Genomic DNA, 17111 nt, shown 5'->3' with positions numbered 1-17111 from the left:
CTGCCACGTCACCAGCCTAGGCGGAAAGGGGTACCCCGTGGGCGCGTAACGACGTCAGACCGTGACGACCTCGATACCGGCCTCCGTGAACCGCCGGACCGTGTCGGCGCCGGCCGTCGTGTCGGTGACCAGGGTGTCCACCGCGTCGGCCGCGCAGATCCGGGCGAACGCGCGGCGGCCCAGCTTGCTGGAGTCGGCGGCGACGACCACCCGTCCCGCCCGCTCGCACAGCAGCCGGTTGATCGCGGCCTCCGCCTCGTCGTTGGCCGCCGCCCCGTGCGCCACGTCGAAGGCGACGACACCGAGCACCGCCACATCGAGGGTGATCTGCCCGAGCACCCCGTCCGCGAGCGGCCCGATGAGTTCGTACGACTGCGGGCGCGCGACCCCGCCGGTCACGACGATCTTGAACTGGGGCCGTACGGCAAGCTCGTTGGCGATGTTCAGCGCATTGGTGACCACGGTCAGCGCGGGGGAGCCGGTGGTCAGGTCGCCGCGCACGGCCAGTGCGCGGGCCACCTCGGTCGTCGTCGTGCCGCCGGTCAGGCCCACCGCCTCACCGGGGGCGACCAGCGCGGCCACCGCCTTGGCGATGCGCTCCTTCTCCGAGGCGTGCCGGGCGGTCTTGTAGCGCAGGGGCAGCTCGTAGGAGACACCGTGGACGACGGCGCCGCCGCGGGTGCGCACCAGCATCTGCTGCTCGGCCAGCTGATCGAAGTCGCGGCGGATCGTGGCGGCCGAGACCGCCAGCTCGGCGGCGGCCTCCTCCACGTCGAGACGGCCGCGCTCGACGAGCAGTTCCAGCAGTGACTTCCAGCGGGCGTCGCGCGACATCCGCACCTCCGTTCCTCGATCTCCCGGCGACCCTAGCGCACCCCCACTTCACCGGAATGCTTGATTCTGCTCGAAAGCTGGCTATATCTTGCAGGAAAAATCACACCAGGGGAGGGGTGGGCATGACCCACGTCGAGGAGGAACTGGCCGGCCAGCCCGAGTGCTGGACCAGGGCCGCGACCCAGGCGACCGCGGACGGCGGGGCGCTGCCCGCGCCGGGGGAACGGGTCGCGATCGTCGGCTGCGGCACCTCGTACTTCATGGCGCAGTCGGCCGCCGCCCTGCGCGAGGGCGCGGGCCAGGGCGAGACGGACGCCTTCGCCGCCTCGGAGTTCCCGCGCGGACGTGCCTACGACCGGATCGTCGCCCTCACCCGCTCCGGCACCACCACCGAAGTGCTGGACCTGCTCGGCCAGGTGCGGGGCCGCACCCGCACCACCGCGATCACCGCCGACCCGGACACCCCCGTCATGGCGGCCGCCGACGACGTCGTCGTCCTCGACTACGCCGACGAACGCTCCGTCGTGCAGACCCGCTTCGCGACCACCGCGCTCACCCTGCTCCGCGCCCACCTCGGTCTGCACACCGATGCGGTCGTCGCCGACGCCCGCGCCGCGCTGGCCGCCCCGCTGCCCGAAGGGCTCGTCGACAGCGCGCAGTTCACCTTCCTCGGGCGCGGCTGGACCGTCGGGCTCGCCCACGAGGCCGCGCTGAAGATGCGCGAGGCAGCCCAGGCGTGGACCGAGTCCTACCCGGCGATGGAGTACCGGCACGGCCCGATCAGCATCTCCGCGGACGGCACCGCGACCTGGATGCTCGGCGAGCCGCCCGAGGGCCTCGCAGCGCAGGTCCGCGCCACCGGCGCCGCCTGGGTGACCACCACCCTCGACCCGCTCGCCGACCTGATCCGCGCCCAGCGCCTCGCGGTCGCCGTCGCCCGGGACCACGGCCTCGACCCGGACCGCCCGCGCCACCTCACCCGCTCGGTGATCCTCGCCCCCTGACGCCGCCGACCTCCCCGACGTCCACGGAAGGACCAGCCGTGCCCCTCGTCACCACCGGCGAGCTCGTCACCCGGGCCGCACGACAGCGCTCCGCCGTCGCCGCCTTCAACATCATCACCCTGGAGCACATCGAGGCCGTCATCGCCGGAGCCGAGGCCGCGCAGGCCCCCGTCGTCCTCCAAGTCAGCGAGAACGCCGTCAAGTTCCGCTACGGCCGGCTGCTCCCGCTCGCCCGGGCCGCCGTCGCCGCCGCCGAACGCGCCGCCGTCCCCGTCGCGCTGCACCTCGACCACGTCCAGAGCGACGACCTGCTGCGCCAGGCACCCGGCGCCGGCTTCAGCTCCGTGATGTACGACGCGGCCCGGCTGCCCTACACCCAGAACCTCACCGCGACCCGGGCCGCCGCCGACTGGGCGCACGCCCAAGGGCTCTGGATCGAGGCCGAGTTGGGCCAGGTCGGCGGCAAGCAGGGACAGCCCGCCCTCGACGCCCACGCCCCCGGCGCCCGCACCGACCCCGCCCAGGCCCGCGCCTTCGTCGCCGACTCGGGAGTGGACGCGCTCGCCGTCGCCATCGGCAGCACCCACGCCATGACGACCCGCACCGCAGCCCTCGACCACGACCGCCTCAAACGGCTGGCCGCCACCGTGGACGTCCCCCTCGTCCTGCACGGCTCCTCCGGCCTGCCGGACGCCGAACTCACCGCGGCGGTGACCGGAGGCATCGCCAAGGTCAACATCGGCACCGCCCTCAACATCGCCATGACCGGCGCCATCCGCGCCCACCTCGCGGCGCACCCCGAGGCGGTCGACTCGCGCACCTACCTGAGCGCCGGGAGGGAGGCGATGGTGCGGGCCGTGACCGGGATCGTCCGCACCCTGGCCGGCGCTAGCGCCTGACCGCCTTCAGCACCACGAACTTCGGGTCACCGGAGACCAGTTGGCAGTTCCCGAACAGGCGGCGCAGCTTGGCGTGGTAGCCCAGATGGCGGTTGCCGACGACCCAGAGCTCGCCGCCCGGCCGCAGCGCGCGCTGCGCCCCGGTGAACATCCGCCACGCCGTCGCGTCGGTGGTCGTCCGGTGGGAGTGGAAGGGCGGGTTGTTCAGCACCAGGTCGACACTTCCGGCCGGTACCCCGGCCAGACCGTCGCCCACCCGGAACTCGGCGTGCCCCGGCACCCCGTTCGCCCGGTACGTCGCCTCCGCCGAGGCCACCGCCTGGAAGGACTCGTCCACGAACAGCACCTCGGCCTCGGGGTTGCCCAGCGCCACCGCCGTACCGACGACGCCGTTGCCGCAGCCGAGGTCCACCACCCGCAGGCTGCCCCGGCTGTCCGGCAGATGCGCCAGGAAGAACCGGGTGCCGATGTCGAGCCGGTCCGCGCAGAAGACACCCGCGTGGTTGACGACCGTACGACCGGAGACCGCGCCGACGCCGTCGGGCAGCTCATAGCTGTACGGCCACGGGGTCGCGCCCCGCTTCAGCGCCGGGTCCGGCGTGCAGAAGATCAGCCGCGCCTTCTTCTCGGCGAGGGAGGTCCGGGTCGGGCCGAGGATCCGCTCGAACAGTTTCAGCGTCGAGGTGTGGATCTCCTTCACCATGCCGGTGCCGACCACGACCGTGTCCGCGTGCACGGCGGGCGCCAGCCTGAGCAGCTGGTCCTCCAGCAGCGCCAGGCTCTTCGGGACCCGCACCAGCAGCACGTCGATCCGCTCCGGCGGCGGGTCCTGCGTGGTGAGCAGCCGCACGGCACCGGGCTCGACCCCGGCCCGCGCCAGGTTCGCCCGGGTCGCCTCCTGGGCGAGGTGGGAGTCGGTGATCTGCGTCGGCCGGTGCGGTGCCAGCGCCGTGACCAGCGCGCCCCAGCGGTCGCCGACCACCACCACCGTCCCGGACAGCGGGATCTCCCGGTCCGCGAGATGCCGCAGGAGGTACTCGTCGGAGGCGTCCCAGGCTCGCAGCCGGTCGCGCGGGTCCTCCGGGAAGCGGGACAGCGGGGTCTCGCCCCACGGCGTCTTCATACAGTCGTCCATCGTCCGTCCAGGCTAGCGGAACCCCAGCTCAGGGCAGGATGGAGGGATGGACGCCGAGCTGTTCCCGAGGCCCCGCGCGCACCTCGCGCCGGGCGCGGTGCACGTACCGGACTGGCTGGACCCGGACCGGCAGTGCGAGCTGCTGGCGGCCTGCCGGGAGTGGGCACGGCCGCCGGCGGGGCTGCGCACGGTGCGCACCCCCGGCGGCGGCACGATGACCGCGCGGCAGGTGTGCCTGGGCTGGCACTGGTATCCGTACGGCTACGCCCGCACCGTCGTCGACGGCGACGGCGCCCCGGTCAAGCCCTTCCCGCCCTGGCTCGGCGAGCTGGGCCGGCAAGCGGTGCGGGACACGCTCGGGGACGGGGCGGCGGCGCCGTACGACATCGCGCTGATCAACTTCTACGACGCCGACGCCCGCATGGGCATGCACCGCGACAGCGACGAGGAGGCGGACGCCCCGGTGGTGTCGCTGAGCCTCGGGGACACCTGCGTCTTCCGGTTCGGCAACACCGAGGGCCGGACCCGGCCGTACACGGACGTGGAGCTGCGCAGCGGGGATCTCTTCGTCTTCGGGGGACCGTCCCGGCTCGCCTATCACGGGGTGCCCAAGGTGTATCCGGGCACCGCGCCCCCCGAGTTGGGGCTGACCGGGAGGCTGAACGTCACGCTCAGAGTCAGTGGCCGGTAGACCGGCGCACCTGCGGATCATGGGAGACTCGCCCTCATGAGCGGCAAGGCTGACCCCCGGCCGGCGGGGGAAGGGACCACCTCGAGGACGCGGTTGGACCGGGGGCGCGGTGCGCTCGGGCCCGCGCTGGAGCTCGTGCACACCGGACGCGCCCCCACCCGTGCCGTGCTCACCGCCGAACTCGGGGTGACCCGGGCCACGGCCGGCGCGGTCGCCGCCGAACTGGAGGCGCTCGGCCTGATCCGGGTCGACGCCCGGCCCGGCGCGGCGGCCGGCTCCCAGGGCCGCCCCTCGCACCGGCTCGAACTCGCCGAGGACGGCCCCGTCGTGCTCGCCGCCCAGGTGCACGCCGACGGCTTCCGGGCCGCGCTGGTGGGTCTCGGCGGGCGGATCGTCGCCACCGCGCCGGGCTGCGAGACCGTCGACCCCGACCCCGCGAAGGTCCTCGGCTCGGTCGTCGAGGCGGGCGCGGACCTGCTGCGCACGACCGGCCGGCGCTGCGTGGGCGCGGGCCTCGCCGTGCCGTCCGCCGTCGCCGAACCCGACGGCCTCGCCCTGAACCCGCTGCACCTGGCGTGGGCCGTGGGCGCCCCGGTGCGCCGGATCTTCGCCGAGTGCGTACGGGCGGCCGGGATCGGTGGACCGGCGTTCGCGGGCAACGACGTCAACCTCGCCGCGCTCGCCGAGCACCGGCACGGCGCCGGGCGCGGTGCCCGGGACCTGCTGTGCGTGGCCACCGGGCACCGGGGCGTGGGCGGCGCGCTGGTGCTCGACGGGCGGCTGCACACCGGAAGTTCGGGGCTCGCCCTGGAGGTCGGCCACCTCACCGTGAACCCCGAGGGCCGCCCCTGCCACTGCGGCAGCCGCGGCTGCCTGGACGTCGAGGCGGACCCGCTGGCCCTGCTCACCGCCGCGGGCCGGGAGACCGGCCCCGAGGTGTCGCTGCTGCAGCAGGCCAACGACCTGATCCGGCACCACTACGACGACCCGGGCGTCCGCACCGCCACCGAGGCGCTGATCGACCGGCTCGGCCTCGGCCTCGCGGGCCTGGTGAACATCCTCAACCCGGACCGCATCATCCTCGGCGGCCTGCACCGCACCCTGCTGGCCGCCGACCCCGACCGGCTGCGCGCGGTGGTCGCCGACCGCAGCCTGTGGGGGCAGAGCGGCGGCGTGCCGATCCTGGCGTGCACGCTCGACCACAACAGCCTGGTGGGCGCGGCCGAGCTGGCCTGGCAGCCGGTGCTGGACGATCCCCTGGGCGCGCTGACCTCCCGGTGACCGGTCAAGGCCGGCCGGCAGACGCCACTCGGCGCGGCCTAGGCACCAGTTCGCCGCCGCAGTTGGGGCACACCTGGCGCATGGCCTCGCCGCACGCCACGCAGAAGCTGCACTCGTAGGAGCAGATGAGGGCGGGCCCGTCGGCCGGCAGGGCCGCCGTCCCGCAGCGCTCGCAGCGGTCACGCATCTCCAGGGCCATCTCCGCGCCTTTCCTGGGAATCAACCCGCCGGCTTCCATCCTCCGCGCGCCGGGCGTGGCCGAAAGGGCCCGCCGGGACAGAGATCAACATGATCGGGCCAGCCGCGGGGCCAGGCGACGGATCACCCGCCGCGCGGGCCCCTCCGACTCAGCCGGTCCCGCTCGGGTGCCGACAGATGCAGCACCTGGAACACCTCACCCTCGGCCTCGGGCGCCTCCTGCTCCCACAGCGAGAAGTGCACGGACTCCCAGGCCCCGGTGTCCACTCCGGCCGCCGCCAGCACCGCCCCCTCCCGCGCCGCGAGCCGCCGCGCCTCGCTCAGCGCGCCCTCGGCGACGTCGGCCAGCCGGGCCCCCTCCGGCACCGGTCGTCGCCGCCGTACCGCCGTGCGCGCCCGCGAACCGCTGCCCTCCGCGTACGCCAGCCCGGTCCACCCCCGCACCGAGGGCCGCCCGAAGTCGTCGCAGATCCCCTGGAAACCGCCGCCCCACAGAAAGGAGTTCATGCCCTCCGCGGTGTTCCAGAGGTAGAACGGCGCGTACTGGCTGACCGGCGAACCGTGCACCCCGCGCTCGCGCATCAGATAGGCCTTCAGCCCGAGCCCTTCCCAGCGGTCGAGCAGATGCCCCCGCTCGGCGACCCGCCGCCGGATGACGCCCATGTCGTAGTCGGCGGGCAGGCTGATCTCGTACTGCATGGCGTGCACAGAAACCCCCTAGACGGTCGGACGGAGCAGGGCGAGCAGCCCCCGGACCCCGGTGTCGAACGCGGCCGGGGAACCCGACGCGCGGGCCAGTACATAGCCGCCCTGGACGGTCGCGACGATCGTCGCCGCGATCTCCTCGCCGTCCAGGCCGGGCGCGAACTGGCCCTGCTCCTTGCCCTCCTCGACGATCCCGGCGAGCCGTTCGCGCAGCCAGTCGAGGGTCTCGTCGACCGGCGCGCGCAGCTGCTCGCACGCCACGATCTCCGGGTCCATGGTCAGCCGCCCGACCGGACAGCCGCGCAGCACCTCGCGCTCACGCCGCAGATAGCCCTCGATGCGCTCGTACGGCGTCCCCGGCGCGCTCAGGACCGCCTCCGCGGTGGCCCGCAGCTCCTCGGCGGTCCGCCGGATCGCGGCCAGGGCGAGATCGGGCTTGCCCTTGAAGTGGTGGTACATGCTGCCCTGCCCGGCACCGGACCGCTCCAGGATCGCCTTGGGACTGGTGCCGACGTAACCGCGCTCCCACAGCAATGCGCGCGTGGACTCGATCAGCCGCTCGGGGGTGCTCATACCGTCACTGTACATACTAGTAGTTACAGAAGCCAGAGACGGCGGGGTCGGGGCCAAGATGCCGATCGCGCCCAACCCCTGAGGGCTGAGCGCGATCGGCGTCACCGCAGAACTCTCACCGCCCGGTCAGCCGACAGCGGCTGACCGGGCGGGAGCGTGTTCGGGCCTGCGCAGGTCGACACGCGGTCCGATGTCCGTGTACCGGTGCGTGTCCAGCACCGTCCGCCGTGGCGGACGCGCCGCCGCTGCCCTGGCCGACGCCGGGGTCGGCAGCGTGAACCAGACGACCTTGCCCGACTCGCCGTCCGGCCGCACACCCCAGCTCTCGCTGACGGCGGCCACCATCGCGAGGCCCCGGCCGCAGGTGGCGAGGGTCGCGACATCGTCGATGTCCTCCACGACCGGCAGACGCGGGTCGTGGTCGTGCACGGAGACCATGAGCCGGTCGAGCAGCAGCTCGATCTCCACGGTGCACATCTTGTCGGGCTGTGCGTGCTGGTGGACGTTGGTCAACAGCTCCGTCACACCGAGCGCCGCCCGGTCTATCAAGGGATCCAGATGCCAGTAGCGCAACTGCGCAGATACGATTCTGCGGACCTGGCCGATCCGCGACGGCAGGGCTTGGAGCTCCACCGTGCAGTGCCTGCTTGGGTGACTGATCACGGCTGCGACTCCCCGACTTGAGGTCCGGAAGAACACGGGATTCGGATCGATCCAGCAGAGTGCCTGGTACTACGGCCGCCTGCTGTCGTGGCCGGCGGCTGGTTCGCAGCGTTGTCGCCGGTAAACCCATAGTGACGTGAGACCAGCGTGACGCAGGGGGTGCGGTACCGCAACTCGCCGTACATCAGCGGTTACGTCCCGCAGCCTTCCGTACCGCCTCGATGAACCGGCGCGCCGCGGGCGGCCCCGCCTCGCCGGGTGCCGGGTCGTGGTCGCCCAGGGTCAGCAGGTACCGGTTGCCGTTGAGGTCCGCGAGCGCCCGGTCGTCCGGTGCGAACCAGGGCTTGGAGGCCCGCACCGCCTGCACCGGCGCGCTGTCGATCTCGCTGCCGTAGCTGGTGAGCAGTTCCAGCCGACCGCCGCTGATCCGGACCTGTCCGGCCCGGGTGAGCGAGCGCAGCCGCTTCCCGATCCGCACGCCCGTCGCCGTGAACTCCGGCTCCGCCATGCCGTCCCGCCCCCTTGTGCGTGTCGTTCGGCCGGACCGAAGGGTCTGAGCGGGCGAGGTCCGGCTCGTGTGCGTGATCCCGTGTGTGCCCTCGGTGAAGTCTGCCCCCGTCCGGCGTCGAGCACCAGTACGTACGGCGGGTCGCCCGTGCGGGGCCGGAGCACTCGCCCGAGTGCGCCCCCACCGCTTGCGCGGCGCTGCCCCCAGGGTGGCCTTTGAGCTGCCCAAAGGTGTGTTTATGCAGGTGAGAAGGGTGCTGAAGGTGTCTATGATCGGGGCGTCGGCCGCGCGAGCCGCCGTCGGCGCGAAGCGTAAGGAGCCCGTCGTGAGCACCCCTCAGCAGACCCGGACCGGCGCGACCCTCGATGTCGATCACACCGACGTCGGGTATCGGCACTGGCTGAAAGAGGCCGTCCGCAAGGTCCAGGCCGACGCGAACCGCTCGGCCGACACGCATCTGCTCCGCTTCCCGCTGCCGGAGAAGTGGGGCATCGACCTGTACCTGAAGGACGAGTCGACCCACCCGACGGGCAGCCTCAAGCACCGCCTGGCCCGCTCGCTCTTCCTGTACGGCCTGTGCAATGGCTGGATCAGGCCGGGGTGCCCGGTGATCGAGGCGTCCAGTGGTTCGACGGCGGTGTCCGAGGCGTACTTCGCGAAGCTGATCGGAGTGCCGTTCATCGCGGTCATGCCGCGCACGACCAGTGCCGAGAAGATCCGCCTCATCGAGTTCCACGGCGGGCAGTGCCACTTCGTGGACGACCCGCGCACCATGTACGAGGAGTCCGCCCGCCTCGCGGTGGAGACCGGCGGCCACTACATGGACCAGTTCACCTACGCGGAACGGGCCACGGACTGGCGCGGGAACAACAACATCGCCGAATCGATCTTCCGCCAGCTGGAGCTGGAGCGGTATCCGGAGCCCGCATGGATCGTGGCGACGGCGGGCACCGGCGGCACGTCGGCGACCATCGCCCGGTACGTCCACTACATGCAGCACGACACCCGCATCTGTGTCGCCGATCCGGAGAACTCCTGCTTCTTCGAGGGCTGGACCACCGGCGATCCGGACGTCACCTGCGACTGCGGCTCGCGCATCGAGGGCATCGGCAGACCGCGGATGGAACCGAGCTTCGTGCCCGGCGCGATCGACCGCATGATGAAGGTCCCGGACGCGGCGAGCGTGGCCGCCGTACGGGCGCTGGAGAAGGTCATCGGCCGCAAGGCGGGCGGCTCGACCGGCACCGGGCTGTGGAGCGCGCTGAAGATCGTCGCCGAGATGGTGGCCGAGGGCCGGCAGGGCAGCGTGGTGACGCTGCTGTGCGACCCGGGCGACCGCTACCTCGACAAGTACTACTCGGACGCCTGGCTCGCCGAACAGGGCCTGGACATCCAGCCGTACACCGAGGCGATCGAATCACTGCTGGAGACGGGCGTCTGGCCGTCCTGACTCAGCGGTCCGCCAGCCGCCGGTCCAGCGCGGTGACGGCGTCCCGGAACGCCCGCCCCAGTCCGGGCCGCGCGGCCCTGAGCATCATCCGCAAGGGCGCCGGGCCGTCCGCCGCGAACGTCCACCGCACGCGCGTGCCCGTCCCGGCCGGGGCCAGCCGCCACTCCTCCACCAGGGCGCGCAGGCCGGGTGCGTTGGTGGAGGCGACGGCGTAGGCGTACACCTCGGGGTTCCGCGCCGCGAGGACGTGCTCCACGAAGCGGATGCCGCCGCGCAGGGTGATGTCGCGGCCGGCGCCGGTGCCCTCGACGGGGCGGGCCCGGGTCACCGCCGAGAACCACTCCGCCCAGCCGGGCACGTCATCGGCGAGGGCGCTGAAGACCACCTCGGGCGGCGCGGAGATCTCGCGGGCGAAGACGAGCCGTACCGGAGCGCTCTCGACGAAGTCGAGCCCCTCCGGCCGCAGTTGGCGCAGCATGGACGCAACCCCCTTGGCGATGGGCCTCAAGCGCCACCCTAGCTGACGGCGCATCAGCTGTCTGCGGGGTCCTCCGGCTCTCCGGCGACGACCAGCCGCCGCAGCTGCTCCGACACCTCGGTCCGCGCCTCGACGGGCAGGCCCCGGTCCGTCACCAGCGTGTCCACCTGGTGCAGCGCCGCGAACGAACTCAGCCCCACCACGCCCCACTTGGTGTGGTCGGCGACCACCACGACCCGGCGCGCCGACTGCACCAGACGGCGGTTGGTCTCGGCCTCGGCGAGGTTCGGCGTCGACAGGCCGGCCTCCACCGATATGCCGTGCACCCCGAGGAAGAGCACATCGAAGTGGAGCGCGGCGATGGCCTGGTCGGCCACCGGCCCCACCAGCGAGTCGGACGGGGTGCGCACCCCGCCGGTCAGCACCACCGTGGCCGCGCCCTGCCGGGGGCCCGAGGTGCGCTGCGCGACATGGAAGACATCGGCCACCCGCACCGAGTTGGTGACGACGGTGAGGTCGGGCACGTCCACCAGCTGATGGGCCAGCGCGTACGTCGTCGTCCCCCCGGACAGCGCGATCGCCGCGCCCGGGGCGACCAGCTCGGCCGCGGCCCGCGCGATGTCCTCCTTGGCCGTCAGCTCCAGACCCGACTTGGCCTCGAAGCCCGGCTCGTGGGTGCTCGCCTCGACCACCGGCACCGCGCCGCCGTGCACCTTCTCCAGCACGCCCTGCCGGGCCAGCGCGTCGAGATCGCGGCGCACGGTCATGTCCGACACGCCGAGCTTGCGGGTGAGCTCATTGACCCGGACCCCGCCGCGGCGCCGGACCTCGTCCAGGATCAGGGCGCGCCGCTGCTCCGCGAGGAGGTTCTGATTCTCACTCACGTACGCTCCGGTTCCTTTCGCCTCAAGCCGTCTCACCCGCCTCGCGCACCCGCTCCGACGAGCACATTCTCGCCATTGAGGGGCCGCGGACGTCCCATCCTCGCACGCCGGGGCACGGCCCGCGCCACCGGCTGTCCGACGCGCGCATGTCACCCGCGCATCATCCGTTCCCCGTCCTGTCATCCGGATCGGGGAGATTCCGTGACGAGGGGTGTGAGCCGCCCGCCGACCGGCGATCCTGGTGCCCGCACCACACCAGCCGACGGCTCGTCACGGGGGAAGGGCGAACAGTGGAGCGTGCGCCAGACCATGCCTCGGCCGCCGCGACGCGGCCCGAGCAAGCCGACATCGCCCTGGAACTCCTGGTCCACGGCGTGGGCGGCACCACACCCGCGGACATGCTCGGCGATCCCCGCACTCAGCGGATCGCCGGCGACGACACCGCGGCCGTCTTCCGGCGCGCCGACGACGCCGACGCCGAGTCCCGCCCCGCCGACTACCGCGACCGGCCGGTCCCCGAGGCCTACGTCTGGTGCAACCTCACCTCCGGCCACGGCGCCCGCGCCCTGTGGCTGCTGCTGCTGCCCTTCATGGTGGTCAATCTCGCCCACTGGATGCGCCCCGGCGTCCGCGGCCGACTCCGCACGGTCCGCCTCTACGGCCTGCTCGTCCGCCTCGCCGCGCTGTCCCTGACGGTGCTGCTCGTCGCGGCGGCCTGCGAGGTGGCCCTCGACCTCACCGCCTGGCAGTGCGCGGGCACCCGCGCGTGCGCGCAGCGCCACTCCTGGCTGGACTTCCTGTCGCCCCGAGCCGCCGACGCCGGCTGGTGGAGCCTGCCCGGCCGCCGCCTCGCCCTCGCCGCCCTGGTGCCGCTCGCCCTCACCGGCCTGCTCTGGTACCTCTCCCACCGCACCTGGAGCGCGTACGAGTCCCAGGAGCCGCTGACCCGCGCGGGCGAGCCCGACGAGGACACCGACCGCACCGCGCTGGGCCGCCCCGGCTTCTGGTACGGCCGCCGCCTGGTCGCCCGGCTGCGCGCCGCGCACACCGCGGCGGGCCTGCTCACCGTCGCCGCCGCGGCCGGTCTGCCGGCGGCCCGCTTCGACCACCGGCCCGGCGGCCCCGCCGCCCTGGACGCCCTCGGCCGCCTCATGGAAGCGTCCCTGCTGAGCGCGGCGGTCGTCGTGGTCTGGGTGGTGTGCCGCCGCGGCCGCAGCGAGCACCGCCTCGACCAGCGGCGCGACAACGCTCTCGTACGGCGCCTGCCACTCGTCTCCCTCGCCCTGCTGGCCCTCACCCTGGTCTACGCCGCCTGGCAGCGCCCGCAGTGGACGTCCAGCGGCCGGCTCCCCGGCGACGCCACCTTCGGCGCCCTCGCCTTCGTCCAGGGACTGCTCGTCATCGCCCTCGCCGTCATCGCCTCCGTCCTGCACCGCACCCACCCCGACCGACGGGCCGCGATGCGGGGCCTCGGCGGTCCGGCCGTCACCATGCTGGCCTGCGCCCTCGGCGGGGTGATGTCGGGCGGCGTCGCCCAGCGCGTGGCCGACTGGCTGGACGGCACGCGCGCCTCGATCCCCGGCCCGCCGGTCCTGCTGACCTGGCAGGCGTCCGTCATCCCGCCGCTGCTGATCCTGGTGCTCCTGCTGTGCGGCTGGCTCGCCCGGCACACCGTGCGGCTCGCGCGCGCCGAACTCGCCGCCGTGCGGCGCGACTACGGCGGCGAACCGCAGGACAGCACGCGCAGCCGCCGTATCGCCCGCACCCGCGCGATGGCCTCCCTCACCGACCGGGGCCCGCTCCTGGTCGCCGTCGTCTCCACCGCCACCCTGCTGCTCGGCGCGGGAGCCCTGGTGGGCGCCCTCACCACCGACGAGACCCCCGCCGAGGCCACCGAACCCGCGCACGCCTTCGTGCAGGGCGCCGCCGAGACCGCCCAGGCCCTCGGCTCCTGGCTGATCGGCCTCGGCTTCATACTGTTCGTCACCTGGGGCCGGCGTGCCTACAAGGACGCCTCCGCGCGCCGCACCATCGGCATCCTCTGGGACGTGGGCACCTTCTGGCCGCGCGCCGCCCACCCCTTCGCCCCGCCCTGCTACGCCGAGCGCGCGGTGCCCGATCTGACCTGGCGGATGGCCACCTGGACCCGGGCCACGGGCGGCCGCCTGGTGCTGTCCGGCCACTCCCAGGGCAGCGTCCTCGCCGCGGCCGCCGCCTGGCAACTGCACCCGACCGTCCGCAAACGCGTCGCCCTGCTGACCTACGGCTCACCCCTGGAGCGCCTCTACGGCCGCTGGTTCCCCGCCCACTTCGGCCCCGCCGCGCTCAGCGCCCTGCACCACGACGTCGACTGCTGGCGCAACCTCCACCGGCCCACCGACCCCATCGGCGGCCCCGTCCTGCTGTCCGGCGCCTGCGGCCCCGAGGTGGACCGCGACGCCCTGAAGGACCCCCTCGCCTTCGGCCGCACCGAACTGCACCCGCTGCCCGCGCCGGTCCTCGGCCACTCCGACTACCAGGCGGACCCGGCCTTCGCCGAGGAACGCGAACGGCTGCTGGCCCGGCTGCGCCTCCAGCTGCCCGCCCCCCGGGCTCAGGGCGACTCGGGCAGGTCCTGCGGGTAGAGCAGCGTCAGTTCCTCCGTGCTGGGCTCCGCCACCTGGGCGACCCGGCCCGCGTGCCGCTCCACCATGGCCTCGAAGGTCTGCCGCGCGGTACGGCCGTTGCCGAACGCGGGCCCCTTGGGCAGCGCCGTGAAGTACGCCAGCAGCGCCTGAGCGGCGCCCGGCGCCAGCCGGTACTCGTGCTCCTCGGCCTGCTGCTCCACGATCCGCAGCAGTTCCTCGGGGCTGTAGTCGCAGAAGGTGATGGTCCGCGAGAAGCGGGAGGCCACCCCCGGGTTGACCGAAAGGAAGCGTTCCATCTCCGCCGTATAGCCCGCGACGATCACCACCACCGCGTCCCGGTGGTCCTCCATCAGCTTCACCAGGGTGTCGATGGCCTCCTTGCCGAAGTCCCGGCCGGAGTCCTCCGGGGAGAGCGCGTAGGCCTCGTCGACGAACAGCACACCCCCGCGTGCCTTGTCGAAGGCCTCCTGGGTGCGGATCGCCGTGGAACCGATGTGCTCGCCGACCAGGTCGACCCGGGACACCTCGACGAGATGGCCCTTCTCCAGGACACCGAGGGAGGCCAGGATCTCGCCGTAGAGCCGGGCGACCGTCGTCTTGCCGGTGCCGGGGGAGCCCGTGAAGACCAGGTGCCGCTTGACGGAGGCGGCCTTCAGGCCCGCCTCCCGGCGGCGCCGGCCCACCTCGATCATGTCGGTGAGCGCGCGCACCTCGCGCTTGACGCTGTCCAGGCCGACCAGAGCGTCCAGTTCACCGAGGACGTCCTGGGAGGTCCGCGCGGGCCGCTCCGGCGCGGGCGGGGCGGCCGACGGGTCCTGGCCGGTGGCGCGCTGGCCGGGGATGGCGCCGAGCAGGCCCGGTGACTGGCTCGCGGTCTGCACGGCCGGCTCGCGGGGCGCGGCCGGGGAGCGCAGTCCCGCGCTCTCGTCGCTCGTGCAGTCCTCCACCACGGGCCCGGTCCCGGAGCCCGTGTCCGGGCCGGCGTCCGCGAACTCGTAGCCGCCGCGGGCGCAGCGCTCCGTACGGCACTTCCTGAGCGTCGTGCGGCAGCCGTCGATCACGTGAAAGCCGTACCCCGCGCTGCCGGTGACGCGGCAGTTCAGGAAGCTGCCCCGGCCGCCCGCCGACACATAGAAGCCGGCCTCGGCGGGGGAGTCGACCGTGCACCGCTCGATGGTGGGGTCGGCGCCCTTGGTGACGATGACGCCGGTCTGCACGCCGTCCAGCGCGCAGTTGGCGAGGGTGCCGCCGCTGCCGTGGTCGCGGAACCAGGCGCCCGTCGCCGCGTCCCGGATGCGGCAGTCGTCGAGCTGGGCGGTGGCGCCGTCGCTCACCGACACGGCGGTGTTGCGCACCTGGGACAGGTCGCTGTCGACGACGTCCGCGCGGGAGCCGCGGTCGAGGACGAACAGGGCGTCCGGCACGTCGTGCACCCGGCACGAGTCCAGCACGGCGGTGGCGCCGTCACTGACCCAGACGGCCGGGTAGTCGCCGGTGCTGTCGAAGATCTCGCACTGGTTGGCGTCCACGCGGGTGCCCGGGTCCCACACCGACAGGCCGTTGCGCCCGAACTTCCGCACCGTCGTGCGGGTCAGGGTGAGCACGGAACGGGAGCGCAGGTCGACCGCGTTCTCCGGGATGTCGTGGATCCGGCAGTCGGCGAGGGTCAGCACGGCGTCGGTGTCGAGCGTGACCCCGTCGGCCGCGGTGCGGTGCACATCGCAGTCGGTGAGGTGCGCGGTGGCCCGGCCGGTGATCTGGACACCGCTGCCCCGCACCTCGTAGACCTCGCAACCGACCGCCTCCAGCGCGGAGTTCTCGCCGGTCGCGGTCAGGCCCGCGCCGGCGTGGTGCACCCGGCAGCGCTCCAGCCGGGGGTGGCCCCCGCCGCGCACGGCGACACCGGACTGGCCGGCCGCGACGACCTCGCACTCCTCGAACACCCCGCCCCCGCCGTCGAGGACGGCGATGCCGACGCCCGCGGGGTTGTCGACGGTGCAGCGCCGCACGGTCGGCCGGGCACCGCCGCGCACCTCGATGCCGGCGGCGGAACGGGTGACGATCCGGATGTCGGCCAGCTCCGGCGCGCCCTCCTCGATCAGCAGGGCGGGCGCCGCCGAGTCCTGGCCCTCCACATGCAGGTCCTGGATCACCGCCGAGGCCCGCACGGTCAGCGGCACACCGTCCGGCGGGGCGATCCGCACCGAGCCGGGGGAGCCCTCGGGGCCGCGCAGGGTCACCGGGCGCTGGACGACGAGGTTCTCCCGGTAGGTACCGGGCGCGATGGTGAGGACGTCACCGTCGGCCGCGGCCTGGAGCGCTGCGGCGAGCGATGCGTACTCACCCGTGCGGCGCCGCCACCGCGACGTGCCGGTGTGCGTCACCTGGACCGTGCCCTGTGCCATGGCGTTGTTGTGCCCCCACCTCGGTCGTACTGACGGCTCGTCGCCTTCGGGACGCGTCGGCGCGCCGGTGACCGGCCCGCGCGGATCTTCGCCGAAGACTCGGCCGGTCCACCGTAGCGTGCGCGCAGTCCTCGGGTTGACCAGAGGCGGAACGCGGTCAGCTGCCGGCGCCGGTCCGGCCCCAGTCCGGTCCGGCCCGGTCCCAGGCCTGGTCCCAACGGGCGTACCGGCGGCGGACCATGCGCCAGACGATCAGCCGTCTGGAACTCTCGACGGCGCCCATGACCAGCAGAGCCGCGCCGAACCCGGCGAGCACGGCATGCGTGGTCGCCGTCGCGGAGTCCAGCGGGCGGGCGGCCACGCGGCCCTGACGGTCCGTCCACAGCGGGAAGCGGTCGCCCGGCTGCGCATCGTCGATCCGCGTCGTGACCGCGCCGTGCCGCTCGGTGCCGTCCGGCGCGGTCCAGTCGGCCAGCACCCGGGTGCGCACCTCCCGGCCCGAGGCGGCGGTCTCCGGGTCGGCGTCCAGCGGGGAGCCGCCGAGGGTGCCGGCGACGGTGGCCGTCACCTGGTGCCGGGAGGCCCGCTGCTCGCGTACCGACTCCTGCAGCGCCTCCTGCGCGGCGGCGCCGGCCAGGGCGCCGGCCACGGGGGCGAGGACGAGGAGGAGCAGCAGGGCGCACAGCGCGACCCAGGCCTCGGCGAGATCGGTCGCCCGGCGCAGCGGGTTGTGCCGCCAGCGCCAGAGCCCACTGATGGCCCGCACCGTCCCGCAC

The 17111-nt window shown here is 73.8% G+C and carries 17 protein-coding genes; 6 read left to right on the top strand and 11 right to left on the bottom strand.

Annotated features, from left to right (window positions below):
• Positions 1-54 precede the first annotated feature (54 nt).
• A complete protein-coding gene (locus tag ACWD1Z_RS08170) occupies positions 55-834 on the bottom strand; it encodes a DeoR/GlpR family DNA-binding transcription regulator (protein ID WP_451116597.1) in 780 nt (259 codons plus the stop codon).
• Between the two features lie 122 nt (positions 835-956).
• Here ACWD1Z_RS08170 and ACWD1Z_RS08165 point away from each other — a divergent pair, with 122 nt between their 5' ends.
• Both ACWD1Z_RS08165 and ACWD1Z_RS08160 read left to right on the top strand, forming a co-directional pair.
• Positions 957-1838: an SIS domain-containing protein gene (locus ACWD1Z_RS08165; RefSeq protein WP_451116596.1), complete on the top strand. Its 882-nt coding sequence runs from the start codon at positions 957-959 to the stop codon at positions 1836-1838.
• 38 nt (positions 1839-1876) lie between these two features.
• Positions 1877-2737, top strand: coding sequence for a class II fructose-bisphosphate aldolase (locus ACWD1Z_RS08160; RefSeq protein WP_451116594.1), 861 nt, complete (start codon positions 1877-1879; stop codon positions 2735-2737).
• Here the strand turns inward: ACWD1Z_RS08160 and ACWD1Z_RS08155 are convergent.
• On the bottom strand, positions 2727-3860 hold the full coding sequence (locus ACWD1Z_RS08155) for a methyltransferase (protein WP_451116593.1): 1134 nt from the start codon (positions 3858-3860) through the stop codon (positions 2727-2729). The two genes, ACWD1Z_RS08160 and ACWD1Z_RS08155, sit on opposite strands and share 11 nt — an antisense overlap.
• A 58-nt stretch (positions 3861-3918) precedes the next feature.
• Here ACWD1Z_RS08155 and ACWD1Z_RS08150 point away from each other — a divergent pair, with 58 nt between their 5' ends.
• Both ACWD1Z_RS08150 and ACWD1Z_RS08145 read left to right on the top strand, forming a co-directional pair.
• Positions 3919-4563: an alpha-ketoglutarate-dependent dioxygenase AlkB family protein gene (locus ACWD1Z_RS08150; RefSeq protein WP_451116591.1), complete on the top strand. Its 645-nt coding sequence runs from the start codon at positions 3919-3921 to the stop codon at positions 4561-4563.
• A gap of 36 nt (positions 4564-4599) precedes the next feature.
• A complete protein-coding gene (locus tag ACWD1Z_RS08145) occupies positions 4600-5844 on the top strand; it encodes an ROK family protein (protein ID WP_451116590.1) in 1245 nt (414 codons plus the stop codon).
• Between the two features lie 4 nt (positions 5845-5848).
• Here the strand turns inward: ACWD1Z_RS08145 and ACWD1Z_RS08140 are convergent, their stop codons facing one another.
• The 5 genes from ACWD1Z_RS08140 to ACWD1Z_RS08120 all read right to left on the bottom strand — a co-directional run bounded on the left by ACWD1Z_RS08140 (position 5849) and on the right by ACWD1Z_RS08120 (position 8491).
• Positions 5849-6043 (bottom strand): DUF1272 domain-containing protein, encoded by a 195-nt coding sequence (locus ACWD1Z_RS08140; protein ID WP_451116588.1) that lies wholly within the window; start codon positions 6041-6043, stop codon positions 5849-5851.
• 122 nt (positions 6044-6165) lie between these two features.
• A complete protein-coding gene (locus ACWD1Z_RS08135; RefSeq protein WP_451116587.1) occupies positions 6166-6750 on the bottom strand; it encodes a DUF4865 family protein in 585 nt (194 codons plus the stop codon).
• A 9-nt stretch (positions 6751-6759) separates the two neighbouring features.
• Positions 6760-7335 carry a TetR/AcrR family transcriptional regulator gene (locus ACWD1Z_RS08130; protein ID WP_451116585.1) on the bottom strand — a complete coding sequence of 192 codons (576 nt, stop codon included), beginning with the start codon at positions 7333-7335 and terminating at the stop codon, positions 6760-6762.
• A gap of 111 nt (positions 7336-7446) precedes the next feature.
• Entirely contained in the window at positions 7447-7983 is a 537-nt protein-coding gene (locus tag ACWD1Z_RS08125; RefSeq protein WP_383367014.1) for an ATP-binding protein, read from the bottom strand.
• A gap of 184 nt (positions 7984-8167) precedes the next feature.
• Positions 8168-8491: a hypothetical protein gene (locus ACWD1Z_RS08120; protein WP_250072931.1), complete on the bottom strand. Its 324-nt coding sequence runs from the start codon at positions 8489-8491 to the stop codon at positions 8168-8170.
• 325 nt (positions 8492-8816) lie between these two features.
• On the opposite strand from ACWD1Z_RS08120, the gene ACWD1Z_RS08115 reads away from it, so the two are divergent.
• On the top strand, positions 8817-9941 hold the full coding sequence (locus ACWD1Z_RS08115) for a PLP-dependent cysteine synthase family protein (protein ID WP_451116583.1): 1125 nt from the start codon (positions 8817-8819) through the stop codon (positions 9939-9941).
• Between the two features lies 1 nt (position 9942).
• Here ACWD1Z_RS08115 and ACWD1Z_RS08110 read toward each other — a convergent pair whose 3' ends face one another.
• Both ACWD1Z_RS08110 and ACWD1Z_RS08105 read right to left on the bottom strand, forming a co-directional pair.
• Positions 9943-10419 (bottom strand): SRPBCC family protein, encoded by a 477-nt coding sequence (locus tag ACWD1Z_RS08110; RefSeq protein ID WP_451116582.1) that lies wholly within the window; start codon positions 10417-10419, stop codon positions 9943-9945.
• Between the two features lie 53 nt (positions 10420-10472).
• A complete protein-coding gene (locus ACWD1Z_RS08105; protein ID WP_451116580.1) occupies positions 10473-11303 on the bottom strand; it encodes a DeoR/GlpR family DNA-binding transcription regulator in 831 nt (276 codons plus the stop codon).
• A gap of 290 nt (positions 11304-11593) precedes the next feature.
• Here ACWD1Z_RS08105 and ACWD1Z_RS08100 point away from each other — a divergent pair, with 290 nt between their 5' ends.
• Positions 11594-13927, top strand: coding sequence for a hypothetical protein (locus ACWD1Z_RS08100; RefSeq protein WP_451116578.1), 2334 nt, complete (start codon positions 11594-11596; stop codon positions 13925-13927).
• Here the strand turns inward: ACWD1Z_RS08100 and ACWD1Z_RS08095 are convergent.
• Both ACWD1Z_RS08095 and ACWD1Z_RS08090 read right to left on the bottom strand, forming a co-directional pair.
• The gene (locus ACWD1Z_RS08095) at positions 13897-16335 is read right to left on the bottom strand and encodes a right-handed parallel beta-helix repeat-containing protein (RefSeq protein ID WP_451116576.1); all 2439 of its coding nucleotides are present in this window, start codon (positions 16333-16335) and stop codon (positions 13897-13899) included. The genes ACWD1Z_RS08100 and ACWD1Z_RS08095 overlap by 31 nt on opposite strands.
• 157 nt (positions 16336-16492) lie before the next feature.
• Positions 16493-17101 carry an Rv1733c family protein gene (locus ACWD1Z_RS08090; RefSeq protein ID WP_451116574.1) on the bottom strand — a complete coding sequence of 203 codons (609 nt, stop codon included), beginning with the start codon at positions 17099-17101 and terminating at the stop codon, positions 16493-16495.
• Positions 17102-17111: the final 10 nt, after the last annotated feature.

Source organism: Streptomyces sp. NPDC002784, from assembly GCF_053592135.1.
The sequence above is the reverse complement of the archived record's forward strand: the minus strand, read 5'-3'. Positions and strand labels throughout refer to the sequence as shown.